Origin of the sequence: Nocardioides cynanchi (assembly GCF_008761635.1) — a bacterium.
GTDB lineage: Bacteria > Actinomycetota > Actinomycetes > Propionibacteriales > Nocardioidaceae > Nocardioides > Nocardioides cynanchi.
The window spans coordinates 1,554,247-1,567,135 of sequence record NZ_CP044344.1; the positions used below are offsets into that span (position 1 = coordinate 1,554,247).

The window sequence follows — 12,889 nt, forward strand, 5'->3', positions numbered from 1 at the left end:
TCGGCGCACCTCGGCTGGACGCTCTCGACTCGCCCCAACTGCCGGTCCGGCCTCGCCGGGGTGGCAGGTGTCCCAGCGAAAGGTACGCCCGAATGGACCGCCGCAGACTGCTGCTGATCCTCGCCGTGTTCGTCGCCGTGATCGGAACGGCCCTCGTCTTCCTCTACGTCCGCGGCGCGGACAGCCGCGCGAAGTCGAGCGTGTCGAACATCCAGGTGCTCGAGGCGACGTCCAACGTCGCCGCCGGCGAGAAGTACGACGACGCGCTGGCTGCCGGCAAGATCTCCCTGCAGCCCGTGCCCAAGGACTTCGCAGTCGCCAACACGGGCTACCAGACCAGCGTGGACACGCTGAAGGGCAAGATCGCCTCGGTCCCGATCTTCGCCGGTCAGGTCATCGTCGCCAGCCAGTTCGGCGACACGGTCGTGGCCACGTCGAGCTCCCTGGCCATCCCGCCGGGCATGATCGCGATCTCGGTGAACCTCACCGACCCCGACCGCGTGGCCGGCAACATCCAGAACGGCCAGAACGTCGCGATCTTCGTGACCGGGCAGCTGCTGGCCAAGGCGAACTCCGGCACCAGCAGCTCCACGACCAGCACCGACATCCAGGCCACCCGCCTGCTGCTGCCCAAGGTGACGGTGCTCAACGTCGGCTCGCCCCAACCGCCGACCACGACGACGAGCACGGACTCGAACGGTACGCAGACGACCGAGCAACTTCCACGTACGCTGCTGACCATCGCCGTTACGCAGAAGGACGCTCAGAAGGTGATCGTTGCCTCCAAGGCCCTCGATCTCACCTTCGGGCTGCTGACCCCGCAGAGCAACGTCAAGCCGGGCCCCGGCACCTCGACCCTCATCTCTTCTCTCTTCAAGTGAGCCGACATGCCAGTCATCGTCGATCCTGACAGCACCACAGCCCGCAGGCTGCTGGGCGCCCTTCCGCCCGGTTGCCAGTCGGTGGACACCACCGAACGGCTGCTGCCGTGGCTGGCCCAGCACCCCGAGGAGTACGTCGTGGTGCTGGGGCCGAACATCGCGTTCGGCGACGGGGTGACGGTGTGCGAGAGCCTGCGCACCTCACGTCCGGCGACCAGCGTCGTGTTCGTCCGGCCCGCCCTCGACACCGCGGTGCTGGCTCGGGCGATGCAGGCCGGCGCCCGTGAGGTCGTGGCGATGGATGACCTGCACCTGGTCGCGGGTGCGGTCAACCGGGCCCACCAGTTCTCGCAGGCCCTCCGGGGCCCGGAGGCGTCGCGCCACAACGGCACCGTGATCTCGATCTTCTCCCCCAAGGGCGGGGTCGGGAAGACCACCGTCGCGGTGAACCTGGCGCTCGCGCTCACCGACAAGGGCGCCCGGCAGGTGTGCCTGGTCGACTTCGACCTCGCGTTCGGCGACGTCGCGATCACCCTGCAGCTGTTCCCCTCGCACACCATCGAGCACGCGATCGGCTCGGAGAACGACCTGGACGCGCCGATGCTGAACTCCCTCCTCACCCGCTACCAGGACAACCTCAAGGTGCTCGCCGCGCCGAGCCACCCGGACGTCCGTGAGCGGATCGCTCCGCTGCTGATCTCGAAGGTCCTGCGGACCCTGCGCACGATGTACGACTACGTCGTGGTCGACACGGCGCCGGCGTTCGACGAGCAGACCCTGACCGCCCTCGACGAGACCGACGAGTGCATCATCGTGGCCACGCTCGACGTCCCGACCCTGAAGAACGTCAAGGTCGCCCTCGACACCCTCGAGATGCTCAACATCGGTCGTGGGCACCGCCACCTGCTGCTCAACCGCGCCGACGACGCGGTCGGCATCGGGGCCGAGAAGGTCGAGACCATCCTCGGGATGCACGTTGCCTCCCAGATCACCACGTCGATCGACATCGCCGCGGCGACCAACGCGGGCACCCCGATCATCGCGGCCAGCCCGAACCACCCGTCCAGCGCCGCCTTCCGCAACCTGTCGGCGATGCTGAGCGGCGACCCACAGAACGCACCGGGAACCGACTCCGGGCGGCATTCCGACACCGAGAACGACCGCTTCTCGAAACTCTTCCGGATCAAGAGGTGACATCGTGAGCAGTCTCGCCGAACGGTTGGCCGCGGCCCGCAAGCAGACCGAGAGCGGCGGCGCCCCGCCGCCTCCGCCGCAGCCGGGTGGCACCGACGGCCCCGAGACCGACGCACCGCCTCCCCCGCCGCGCGACGTCTCCGGCGCCGGTGAGGACGGTGGCGTGCGCGCCCGCAACGCCCCGCCGAGCACGACGGCCCTGAGGGTCGGGCGCCGCGGCAACGCCGAGACCGAGCGGCTCGAGGAGCTCAAGCACGAGGTGCACAGCGAGCTGCTCAAGGAGCTCGGCCCGCAGCTGTACGACGCCAACATGGACCAGGCCGAGCTCGACAAGCGCGTCCGCTCGGTGCTCGGCACGCTGATGAGCTCGCAGGAGCGGCCGATCAGCAACGCCGACCGCAACCGGCTCACCCAGGAGATCAGCGACGACATCCTCGGCTACGGCCCGATCGAGCCGTTCCTGCGCGACGTCGACGTCTCCGAGGTCATGGTCAACGGCCCGGACTCGATCTACCTCGAGCGCGACGGCAAGCTGGTCAAGGCCAACGCGCACTTCACCGACGAGGCCCACGTCCGCCGGACCATCGACAAGATCGTGTCCCGGATCGGCCGGCGCGTGGACGAGTCGAGCCCGATGGTCGACGCCCGCCTGCCTGACGGCAGCCGTGTCAACGCGATCATCCCGCCGCTGGCGGTGGACGGTTCGTCCCTCACCATCCGGAAGTTCGCCGCCGACCCGCTGACCTCGGACGACCTGATCGCCTTCGGCACGCTCAGCGAGCGCTCCGTGGCCTTCCTCGAGGCGTGCGTCCGCGGCCGGCTCAACATCATCGTGTCCGGGAGCACCGGCGCCGGGAAGACCACGACCCTGAACGTGCTCTCCTCCTTCATCCCCGAGGACGAGCGCATCGTCACCATCGAGGACGCCGCCGAGCTCCAGCTCAAGCAGGACCACGTGGTCCGGCTCGAGTCGCGCCCGGCCAACATCGAGGGCCGTGGTGCCGTCGACATCCGCGACCTGGTCAAGAACAGCCTGCGTATGCGTCCCGACCGCATCGTCGTCGGTGAGGTTCGTGACGCCTCCGCCCTCGACATGCTCCAGGCGATGAACACCGGTCACGACGGCTCGATCTGTACCGTCCACTCCAACGGCCCCCGTGACACGCTCGCGCGTCTGGAGACCCTGGTGCTGATGGCGGGCATGGACCTGCCGGTGAAGGCGATCCGCGAGCAGGTGGCCTCCGCGGTCGACCTGATCGTGCACCAGACCCGCTTCAAGGACGGCTCGCGCCGGATCACCAGCCTGACCGAGGTGGAGCGGATGGAGGGCGACATCATCACCCTCCAGGACATCTTCGTCTACGACCACTCGGCCGGCTTCAACGACGAGGGCAAGGCCCAGGGCTACCTCCGCTCCACCGGTCTCCGGCCGAAGTTCCTGGAGAAGATGGAGTACGCCAACGTGTTCGTCGACCCGATGATCTTCGCGATGGACGGCGCGCGGTGAGTGCTCTGGTGACGCTGCTCCCGCTGGTGACCACCGGCGGGACGTCGTGGATGATGTACGCCGGCATCGGCGCGGTGGGCCTCGGCCTGCTCGGTCTGCTGGTCCTGATGGTCCCCTTCGAGCGGAAGCTGAGCACCGAGGAGCGGGTCCAGCAGTACGCCGCCCGCGCCGGCAGCGGCGCCCCTGCGTCGGCGCCGGTGACCGTGACCAGTCGGCCTCAGGAGTCGGCGCTGCAGACCGCCAAGGACGTCGCGGCCACCGCCCTGAGCCACAACGTCGGGCTGGAGCAGAAGATCGCCCGGCGCCTCGACGCAGCCGGTAGCCAGATCCGGCCGGCCGAGTGGCTGATGCTGCACGCCGCCGTTTTCATCGGGGTCTCCGTGCTCGGGCTGATCATCGGCGGCGGCAACCTGATCGTGGGCCTGATCTTCATGGGGATCGGTGCGCTCGGGCCGAGCATGTACCTCCGGCGGCGGGCCAGGCGGCGCAAGAAGCGGTTCGAGTCGGCTCTGCCCGACACGCTGCAGCTGATGTCGGGCTCGCTGGCCGCCGGCCTCTCGCTGGCCCAGTCAGTCGACACCATCGTCCGCGAGGCCAACGAGCCGATCGCCTCGGAGTTCAAGCGGGTGCTGGTCGAGACGCGTCTCGGCCTCTCGCTCGAGGACGCCCTCCAGGGCATCGCCGACCGGTTCCAGAGCGAGGACTTCGACTGGGTCGTGATGGCGATCAACATCCAGCGGCAGGTCGGTGGCAACCTCGCCGAGCTGCTCAACACCGTGGCCGGCACCATGCGCGAGCGCGAGTACATCCGCCGCCAGGTGGCGGCTCTGGCCGCGGAGGGCAAGCTGTCGGCCTACGTGCTGGGCGGTCTGCCTCCGGGCTTCATGCTCTACCTGCTGCTGGCCAACCGCCCGTACGTCATCGTGCTCTTCCAGCGACCGCTGGGGTGGCTGATGATCGGTGCCGGCGTCGTGATCCTGTCCGTGGGTGTCTTCTGGATGAGCCGCATCGTCAAGGTCGAGGTGTGACGTGACCATTCTGCTGATCATGGGCGCTGCCCTCGTCGTGCTCGCGATCGTGCTGGTCTCGGCCGCCGTCGGCACCACCGCCTCGGGCCGGGCCGTCAGCGGCGTGGACCGCTCGGTGGCGCTGCTCCAGGCCGTCACCACCGCGCCGAAGGAGCTCACCAAGGACTACGACGAGTCCTTCGCCGACCGGGTGATGGCACCTCTGCAGGGCAAGGCCTTGCTCGTCGCGCGGAGGCTGTCGGGCAGCGACGCCGCCGAGCGGATCCGCAAGCGCCTCGACGTCGCCGGGAACCCGGTGGGCTGGACCGTCGAGCGGGTGCAGGCCGGGAAGGTGATCGGTGCGATCGCCATGTTCCTGGTGTCCGTGGCCCTGACCGCGGCCCTCGGCACCCACTTCCCGCTCCGTGGGCTGCTGATCGTGCTGGCCACGATCGTCGGCTGGTTCGGCCCCAACCTCTACCTCTACCAGCGCGTCTACGAGCGCTCCCTGCTGATGGGCCGCTCCCTTCCGGACGCCATCGACCTGATGACCATCAGCGTGGAGTCCGGCCTCGCCTTCGACGCCGCCATCCAGCAGGTCGCCCGCAACACCACCGGCCCGCTGGCCGACGAGTTCTCCCGCGTGCTGCGCGAGATGCAGATCGGCCAGGGTCGCGCCCAGGCACTCCGTGGCCTGGCCGACCGCACGAACGTCGACGACGTCCGCAGCTTCGTGACGGCCATGGTGCAGGCCGACAGCTTCGGCATCCCGATCGCCAACGTGCTGCGCGTGCAGTCGTCCGAGATGCGGGTCAAGCGCCGCCAGCGAGCCGAGGAGAAGGCTCAGAAGGTGCCGGTGAAGATGACCGTCCCGCTGATCTTCTGCATCCTGCCCTGCCTGTTCATCGCGGTCATGGGCCCGGCGGTGATCCACATCATGGACTCCTTCTCCGGGAGATGACCCACGACGATGATCTGGGGTAGCCCTCGCCGGCAGTACACCTGGCTCGCCATTGGGGCGCGGGCCTTCGCGCTGCTGACTCTGGCGATGCCGATCATCGTCCAGCACAGCCAGCTGATGCTGCTGGCGCTGGTGGCGATGGGCAGCATCTGGGCCGCCGTGACGGCCGGCGAGCTGCTCGAGATCCCGGTCGTCGCGCTGTTCGTGCTCGACGCCGCTCTGATCGGCTCGGTCGTCGGGCTGTCGTCCCACAACCACACCGCCGTGATCGGGGCCCTCGCGGTGCCGCCGTTCACCGCCGGCCTGCAGCGCGGCACGCGGGGCGTGGCACTGTCCATGTCGGCCCAGCTCGCGTCGTACGTCGTCGTCAGCACCTTGACCCAGGGCCGGCCCGGGACGGACCAGGCGGGGGCGACGTTCACCTGGACGATCACCGGGCTGGGGCTCGGGCTGATCGCGAGCTTCGTCCGCGCCAACTTCCTCGACGGCAACGACCCGCAGCGCGCCTACCGCGACGCCCAGTCCCTGATCCGGGAGCTGATCGGACTGTCCGGCCGCCTCAGCTCGGGCCTGGACCCGGTCGCCCTGGGCGGGCAGATCGAGAGCGCCGTCCGCGACGAGCTCCCGGTCGCGGCGCTGACCGTGCACATCCCTCGCGGCGAGGTGCTGACCCCGCTGGTCGGTGACACCACGACGTCGACGCCCGACCTGGTCGTCAGCGAGGCGCTGGCCCAGGAGTGCCTGGCGACCGGCAACGTCCGGGTCTCGGGCCACTCCTTCGCCTTCCCCCTCAACAGTGGGAGCGGGCCCGCCGCGGTGGTCTCCGGCGTCCTGGCCCCCGGCCTCGACCCCGACGTGATGGACCTCCCACGCCGCCTGTCCGCACTGGACCGCAAGCTGAGCCCGGCCACGGTCCGGCTCGACACCGCCGTCCTGTTCCTGGCCTTCCGCGACTCCGCAACGGTCGAGGAACGACGCCGGCTCGCCCGCGAGATGCACGACGGCGTGGCCCAGGAGATCGCCTCGCTCGGCTACTTCGTCGACACCCTCGTGCAGCAGGAGCCGGAGGACTCGGCCCGGCACCGTCAGCTGACCATGCTCCGCGAGCGCCTGACGATGGTGGTCGGGGAGGTACGCCGCTCGGTGCAGACCCTGCGCACCTCGATCGGCGAGAACGACTCCCTCGGTACGGCGATCGGCTCCCTGGCCCGGCACCTCAGCGCCAGCAGCGGCATCCCGATCCACGTCACCCTCGACGAGCAGACCACACGCCTGCGGTCGGAGGTCGAGAGCGAGCTGCTCCGGATCGCGCAGGAGGCGATGACCAACGCCGTCCGCCACTCCGGTGCCGCCACCATCGACGTGCTCTGCCGGGTCGCACCCCCGAGCGCGGAGATCGTCGTCAGCGACGACGGCAACGGGCTCGGCACCGGCCGCGACGACTCCCACGGCATGGAGATCATGCGCGAGCGGGCCACCTTGATCGGTGCGTTGCTCGACGTCGACGACCGGGCACCGCGCGGGACCACCGTCGCCGTACGTCTCAGCTCCAACGGCGTGTCGGCAACCGAACCCTCCACCCGACCCGACACCCTGACCGCATGAGCAACGCCGAGCTGCCGAGCGCCCTGCGGGTGCTGATCGTCGACGACCACGACCTGATCCGCGAGGGACTGGTCGGCGCGTTCGCCCGCGAGGAGGGCACCGACGTGATCGGCGCCGTGGGCACGGTGGCCGACGCTGTCGCGATCTACCACGACCAACATCCAGACGTCGTCGTCACCGACCTGCAGCTGCAGGACGGCACCGGCCTGGACATCATCCGCACCATCCGCCAGACCGACGAGAAGGCCGGCCTCGTGGTGGTGACCATGCACTCCGGCGACGACCAGATCTTCGCGGCCATGGAGGCCGGTGCCTCCGCCTTCGTCGGCAAGGACGCCCCCTCGACCGAGGTGGTGCGGGCCGCCCGTCACGCCGCGGTCTCGCCGCGCTCCTTCCTCTGCACCGGGCTCGCGGGCGCGATGATGCGCCGGATGAACGCCGAGTCGACCAGGCTCTCGAGCCGCGAGCACGACGTGCTGCTGCTGCTCGCGGACGGCGCCAACGCCGCCGCCATCGGCCAGCAGCTCTACATGAGCGAGTCCACGGTGAAGTCGCACATCGCCCGGATCTACCAGAAGTTGGGCGCGAACAACCGCGCCCAGGCGCTGGTCACGGCCATGCGGATCGGGCTCCTCTCCAGCGTGCAGCGCCGCGAGTCCTGACAGCACAACACCGGCCCGCCTGAAGGCGTTTTGCCACATCTGGTCCCACTTCGCTCGCAGGAATGGTCCCAACGGACTACGCAGCGGGGTGCGAACGCCGGATGTCCGGCCCCCGTGGATTCGACATCATTGTCGACGGAGGCCTCCGGCCTTCTCGGCTCTCAAACGCCAGATACAATTCACACTGTAGGAGAAACGAAAATGCTGGACTACCTCCGCATCATGCTCAACGCCCGTATGGCCAAGATGGACGAGCGCGGCGCCTCTGCCGTCGAGTACGGCCTGCTGATCGCCGGCATCGCCGCCCTCATCGTCGTCATCGTGTTCGCCTTCGGTGGCGTCCTCAGCAACATCTTCAAGAACACCTGCAACAAGGTCGGCTCCGGCGCCAGCGCCGGCACCTGCTGACCACAGCACAGCAGCTGTTCAGCGGCGATGGCCGCGGGGGAAACCCCGCGGCCATCGCCCATTTCTGCCTGCCGGACCCAGGTCCGGGAGCCGGAATCTGAGCCGATCGGACTATGCCGGGTAGTCCGGTCGGACCCCAAGGTTCGACGCGAGTGACTCATCCGGCCGCCCTGGCCGGTGCGGGATCCTGTGATACGAGGGGGCCCTTGCCCCGTCTGTGCTCGGGGGCACACAGATGCTTCAGACCCTGGGAGTTCGACAATGCTTGATTACCTTCGGATCATCCTCAACGGCCGGATGGCCAAGATGGACGAGCGCGGCGCCTCTGCCGTGGAGTACGGCCTGCTGATCGCCGGCATCGCCGCCCTCATCGTCGTCATCGTGTTCGCCTTCGGGGGCGTCCTGAGCAACATCTTCCAGAACACCTGCAACAAGGTCGGCTCCGGCGCCAGCGCCGGCACCTGCTGACCCAGCCCGCCATGGTGGCCGCGGATCCTGGGTCCGCGGCCACAGGCATTCCCAGGGTCGGGTGTGCGGCCTAGTCCCAACGGATCAGATGCATTGGATCGTTCGCCCGATCCGCCCAGGCCCACTCGTCCCCGACAATCGATCCACAGGCAGTGCGTCACCACCACGAGGAGTCCTCCGATGCTCGACCACCTGAAGCTCCTGTTCCTCACCCGTGCGACCCGGCTCACCGAGCGCGGCGCATCGGCCGTCGAGTACGCGCTCCTGATCGCCGGCATCGCCGCCCTGATCGTCGTCATGGTCTACGCCTTCGGTGGGATGGTCGGCACCCTGTTCTCGAACACCTGCAACAGCCTCGGCTCGAAAGCCGGGTCCGCCGGCACCTGCTGAGCTCGGTCTCGCCCAACGGGGGTTGGCCGTGGCTCCTTCGGGAGCCACGGCCAACGGGCATTTCAGGGGGCGTTGGCCACCGCGGCGCGCTCGATCACGTGGCCGACCTGGCGGGCGATGGCGATCCGCTCCAGGGTCGTCGGGTGTGAGCCGAACCAGAACTGGGACCAGGCCGGTGGGTCGTCGCTGAGCGAGTGCAGGGCCAGCTGCTTCTGCATGGTCACGAAGGCACTGGTGTCGCGGGTCGCCTCGAGACCGCCGACGTCGGCGCGGGTCTCGATCAGCCGGCTGAGACCGTTGTTCACCGGGCTCGACAGCAGCGTCCCCACCGCCAGCAGGGCCAGCAGCAGGGGCACCACCGTGGGCTCGGCCAGGGCGCCGGGCCGGCGTCGTACGACGTGGAGCGCCAGACCCAGCAGCCCGACCCCGCCGAGCGTGCCGAGCGCCGCCAGCACCGAGCCGGTCAGGACATCGTCGTGACGTGCGTGGGTGAGCTCGTGGCCGACCACGGCCAGGATCTGCCGCCGCGGGAGGTCGTGGACGACCGTGTCGTACAGGACCACCCGGCGGGTGCTGCCGTAGCCCGAGACGTAGGCGTTGAGGGTCGTCGTACGACGCGAGGCGTCGGCGACGAGCACGTCGTCGAGGTGCACGTGCTCGGTGGCGGCCAGCTGGAGGATCTGGGTGCGCAGGGGGCCGTCCGGGAGCGAGGTGAAGTGGTTGAACGCCGGCTCCACGAGCACGGGGTAGACGAAGGACCCGAGCATCACCAGGCCACCCAGGGCCACCCCCGCCACCGCCGGCCAGGCCCGGGACCAGCGCCGCGCACAACCGACGAGGACCACCACCGTGAGCCCGGAGATCACCCACGAGAGCAGCAGCGACTTCACCTGGTCGACGGCCCACGGCGACCAGGCCTCGGTGGTCAGACCGTAGCCCAGCGCCCGGTGGTGCCCGACGATCGCGAAGGGCAGGGTCACCAGCCGTCCGACCACCGCGAGCAGGAGCACCGCGAGCAGCACCCGGACCCACCACCAGCCCCGCAGGCGCCCGGCCAGCCGGGCACCGAGTGAGGTGAACCCGAGCACGCAGGTCACCGCCAGGGAGACCGCGAGGGAGGCCCAGGCGAGATGCCGGGCCGGGTCGGTGTAGGCGTTCGCGCGGGCGATCTGGGCGGCGTCGAAGACCGACGAGGCCGACGCGGGGGCAGGGGTGCCACCGGGGACCGGATGCCACGGGATGCGCCAAGCAGCGACGACCACGAACGCGATCGCGCCCACCAGCAGCGTGACCAGGCTCCAGCGACGCTCACTCACGCCGGCAAGTGTGACAGGACGGTCCGCCACCGGGCGGTCAGCGCAGCGAGGCCGAACCCGAAGTGGTGCCGCAGCTCCGGGCCCAGCGGCCGGCCCGCGTCCACCGCCCGGTAGAAGCTCACCAGCGCGTCGGGACCGCCGAGACGGGCCAGCAGGCGGCAGGCCAGCCAGGCGCTCTCGTAGCGAGCCTCCAGGTGTGAGGCACCGGCGGCGAACTCCGCCTGGCCGGGCAGCCGGGCCGGGGGGCCCTGCCGGTGCACCAGCGAGGCGATCCGGGACGCCGTGGTCGCCAGCGGGAGGCGCTGGGCGCGCAGCGCGACGTAGTCGGCGAACCCCTCGACCAGCCAGATCGGGGCCGGACTCGTGGCGGCACCGGTCGCCACGTGCGTCGCCTCGTGGGTCACCACGACCTGCGCCCCGTGAGGCTTCAGGGGCCCGAACACGGCCGGGTTCACGAAGACGTGCACCGGCGCGGAACGCGAGCGCGACCCGTTCACCGTCGTGGTCACGGCCGCGATCGAGTCGTACTGACCGGGGTGGGCGTCCAGGGCCTGCTCCAGCCCCTGCTGCGTCGCCGGCACCTCGAGCACCAGCCCACCCGTCCAGTGCTGCAGGACCGCCCTGACCTGGGGTACGGCGGTGCGGGCCAGGCCGGCGAACCGGTCGGCCTCGCGGTGGCTGCCCTGGACCAGCACGAGGCTGGAGGCGGTACGCCGTACCTGGAGCGGGCCGGTCAGCCACAGCGGCGTCCGCCGCCCTCCCCCGCCGACACCCGCGATCCCCAGACGGCCGTCGTGCTCGGCGAAGCGGAACCGCACCTGCACCTGCTCGGGCCGCCGGTCGAAGCCGGCGAAGCGCCACGCGGCCTGCACGTCGGCGGCGAAGCCACCGCCCGCCGAGACTCCCCCGACCTCGTCGACGTAGCGCAGGGACAGCCCCGACACGTGCAGGCGCGTGCCGTTGCGGACCACGCCCCGCAACGACCGGCGAGCCGCGGCGGAGGACGCGAGCCGCGCGGCCGCGGCGGGCCGGTCACGGCGTACGGCGTCGGTGAGGTCGTGCAGGAGCAGCGCAGCCCGGGCCGGTGAGGCCTGTGGCGCGGTCGGTCCGCTGAGAGGTGCGTGATAGGTGGGCGTGCGCAGGGTGAGCCAGGCGGTCGCCCCGACCACCAGGGCCAGGAACGTCGCGAGGCCGACCACCCACCGACGGGGGCGGCCGGCCCGGCTCAGCGACCTGAGAGACGACCAGCGACGAGAGCCGTCGCGCCCGGGGTCAGCCAGGGCGCACGGCGCCGACGAACGGCATCGAGTAGAGCGGAACGACCCGGATCCCCGCCGAGGGGTTCTCGGCGTTCACGATCATGCCGTTGCCGATGTACATGCCCACGTGCTGGCTCGGGCTGTAGTAGAAGACCAGGTCACCGGGCTGGAGCTGGCTCGGGGACACGTGCGTGCCCTCGCTCCACTGCACACCCGAGGAGTGCGCCAGCGCGACGCCGGCGGCCCCCCACGCGGCCATGGTCAGCCCGGAGCAGTCGTACGCGCTCGGTCCGGCCGCGCCGTACACGTAGGCCTTGCCGACCTGCGCCAGGGCGAAGTGGACCGCCACCGCCGCTCGGCCGGAGGCGGGGACCGCCGACATCGGGACCCGCACGCTGCTGCTGCGCGAGGCCTCGAGCATCCGGTTGCGCTCGGCGGTCTTCAGCTTGTCGAGCACGCCCTTGGCCGCCGCCAGCTGACGGGCGATCGTGGCCTTGTCCTGGGCAGCCTGCTGCTCGAGATCCGCGACCTTGGCGAGCTGGGCGCTGGTGGCGTCCTGGCGGATGCTCAGCGCCTTCGCCTGCGTCAGGTAGGAGGAGTACTGGTTGGCCTGCATCGAGTTGAAGGCCGACATCGTGGTCAGCTTAGAGACGAACGCCGTGGGGTCGCTGGAGACGACGGCCTGGCCGACGTCGGACAGCGAGTCGCCTTCGTACTGGCTCACGATGGAGTCGGCGACGAGCCGGCGGGCCTGCTCGGTGCGGTGCTGCTGGCGGGCCTGGTCCTGGCGGAGGGCCTGGACGGCGCCGCGCATCTGCTTCAGCTGCACGTGGACCTGGTTGTAGTGCTCGGAAGCCTGCTCGGCGGCGCGGTAGAGCCGGTCGACCTGGTTCTGCACATCGGTGATGGAGGGCTTGGCCTGGGCTGATCCCGAAGGGACCATGCCGACCGTGGCGGTGATGGCCGCGGTGGCGATGAGTGTGACGAGGCTTTTCCGGCCGTTGAGCACGAGCGGAAGGTCTCCCTTGCTGTGTCGTACGCCTACCAGGTGAGCTGACGGATTCGGGCACGACATGCCCTACCCCACCTCCACGCCGAGCACTTGCGTGCCCGCCGCCTTGATGAGGATTCACCCCAGAGTGGTGGTTCCCCGGCTCTTCGTCGTGACCCCGAGCTGGTCACGCCTCAGACTCGGCGCGACGTACGCATGGGCCCGGACTGGTCCATGGGT

General features: G+C 70.1%; 13 protein-coding genes and 1 riboswitch. Of the genes, 10 read left to right on the forward strand and 3 right to left on the reverse strand.

Translation table 11 applies throughout. From position 1 onward, the window contains the following. Window positions 1-92: 92 nt before the first annotated feature. From cpaB to E3N83_RS07760, 10 genes are all read left to right on the forward strand, one after another. Window positions 93-881 carry a Flp pilus assembly protein CpaB gene (gene cpaB / locus E3N83_RS07715; RefSeq protein ID WP_151082732.1) on the forward strand — a complete coding sequence of 263 codons (789 nt, stop codon included), beginning with the start codon at window positions 93-95 and terminating at the stop codon, window positions 879-881. A 6-nt stretch (window positions 882-887) separates the two neighbouring features. Beyond that, complete coding sequence (locus E3N83_RS07720; RefSeq protein ID WP_151082733.1) at window positions 888-2,075, forward strand: AAA family ATPase; 1,188 nt, start codon at window positions 888-890, stop codon at window positions 2,073-2,075. A 4-nt stretch (window positions 2,076-2,079) separates the two neighbouring features. Continuing rightward, window positions 2,080-3,582 carry a TadA family conjugal transfer-associated ATPase gene (locus E3N83_RS07725; RefSeq protein WP_238343119.1) on the forward strand — a complete coding sequence of 501 codons (1,503 nt, stop codon included), beginning with the start codon at window positions 2,080-2,082 and terminating at the stop codon, window positions 3,580-3,582. A gap of 8 nt (window positions 3,583-3,590) precedes the next feature. After that, window positions 3,591-4,610 carry a type II secretion system F family protein gene (locus E3N83_RS07730; protein WP_151082734.1) on the forward strand — a complete coding sequence of 340 codons (1,020 nt, stop codon included), beginning with the start codon at window positions 3,591-3,593 and terminating at the stop codon, window positions 4,608-4,610. A 1-nt stretch (window position 4,611) separates the two neighbouring features. Continuing rightward, window positions 4,612-5,550 (forward strand): type II secretion system F family protein, encoded by a 939-nt coding sequence (locus E3N83_RS07735; RefSeq protein ID WP_151082735.1) that lies wholly within the window; start codon window positions 4,612-4,614, stop codon window positions 5,548-5,550. Between the two features lie 9 nt (window positions 5,551-5,559). Beyond that, window positions 5,560-7,155, forward strand: coding sequence for a sensor histidine kinase (locus E3N83_RS07740; protein ID WP_151082736.1), 1,596 nt, complete (start codon window positions 5,560-5,562; stop codon window positions 7,153-7,155). Continuing rightward, the gene (locus tag E3N83_RS07745) at window positions 7,152-7,817 is read left to right on the forward strand and encodes a response regulator transcription factor (protein ID WP_151082737.1); all 666 of its coding nucleotides are present in this window, start codon (window positions 7,152-7,154) and stop codon (window positions 7,815-7,817) included. The genes E3N83_RS07740 and E3N83_RS07745 overlap by 4 nt, the downstream gene beginning before the upstream one ends. Window positions 7,818-8,018: 201 nt before the next feature. Further along, window positions 8,019-8,225: a Flp family type IVb pilin gene (locus tag E3N83_RS07750; protein ID WP_151082738.1), complete on the forward strand. Its 207-nt coding sequence runs from the start codon at window positions 8,019-8,021 to the stop codon at window positions 8,223-8,225. Between the two features lie 261 nt (window positions 8,226-8,486). After that, entirely contained in the window at window positions 8,487-8,693 is a 207-nt protein-coding gene (locus tag E3N83_RS07755; protein ID WP_151082739.1) for a Flp family type IVb pilin, read from the forward strand. A 180-nt stretch (window positions 8,694-8,873) separates the two neighbouring features. Next, window positions 8,874-9,083, forward strand: coding sequence for a Flp family type IVb pilin (locus E3N83_RS07760; protein WP_151082740.1), 210 nt, complete (start codon window positions 8,874-8,876; stop codon window positions 9,081-9,083). A gap of 62 nt (window positions 9,084-9,145) precedes the next feature. Here the strand turns inward: E3N83_RS07760 and E3N83_RS07765 are convergent, their stop codons facing one another. From E3N83_RS07765 to E3N83_RS07775, 3 genes are all read right to left on the reverse strand, one after another. Next, the gene (locus tag E3N83_RS07765; RefSeq protein ID WP_238343120.1) at window positions 9,146-10,399 is read right to left on the reverse strand and encodes a M48 family metalloprotease; all 1,254 of its coding nucleotides are present in this window, start codon (window positions 10,397-10,399) and stop codon (window positions 9,146-9,148) included. After that, window positions 10,396-11,598, reverse strand: a complete 1,203-nt coding sequence (locus tag E3N83_RS07770) for a hypothetical protein (protein WP_151082742.1) — start codon at window positions 11,596-11,598, stop codon at window positions 10,396-10,398. Before E3N83_RS07770 ends, E3N83_RS07765 begins: the two co-directional genes overlap by 4 nt. A gap of 73 nt (window positions 11,599-11,671) precedes the next feature. Further along, window positions 11,672-12,601 carry a C40 family peptidase gene (locus tag E3N83_RS07775; RefSeq protein WP_151082743.1) on the reverse strand — a complete coding sequence of 310 codons (930 nt, stop codon included), beginning with the start codon at window positions 12,599-12,601 and terminating at the stop codon, window positions 11,672-11,674. Window positions 12,602-12,681: 80 nt separating this feature from the next. Further along, a riboswitch (cyclic di-AMP (ydaO/yuaA leader) is annotated at window positions 12,682-12,865 on the reverse strand. Window positions 12,866-12,889 lie beyond the last annotated feature (24 nt).

Excerpts from the sequence above, each read along its gene's own strand:
- E3N83_RS07750 (WP_151082738.1), top strand. The coding sequence starts at position 8,019 with ATGCTGGACTACCTCCGCATCATGCTCAACGCCCGTATGGCCAAGATG.
- E3N83_RS07775 (WP_151082743.1), bottom strand. The coding sequence starts at position 12,601 with ATGGTCCCTTCGGGATCAGCCCAGGCCAAGCCCTCCATCACCGATGTG.
- cpaB (WP_151082732.1), top strand. The coding sequence starts at position 93 with ATGGACCGCCGCAGACTGCTGCTGATCCTCGCCGTGTTCGTCGCCGTG.
- E3N83_RS07760 (WP_151082740.1), top strand. The coding sequence starts at position 8,874 with ATGCTCGACCACCTGAAGCTCCTGTTCCTCACCCGTGCGACCCGGCTC.
- E3N83_RS07720 (WP_151082733.1), top strand. The coding sequence starts at position 888 with ATGCCAGTCATCGTCGATCCTGACAGCACCACAGCCCGCAGGCTGCTG.
- E3N83_RS07745 (WP_151082737.1), top strand. The coding sequence starts at position 7,152 with ATGAGCAACGCCGAGCTGCCGAGCGCCCTGCGGGTGCTGATCGTCGAC.
- E3N83_RS07740 (WP_151082736.1), top strand. The coding sequence starts at position 5,560 with ATGATCTGGGGTAGCCCTCGCCGGCAGTACACCTGGCTCGCCATTGGG.
- E3N83_RS07755 (WP_151082739.1), top strand. The coding sequence starts at position 8,487 with ATGCTTGATTACCTTCGGATCATCCTCAACGGCCGGATGGCCAAGATG.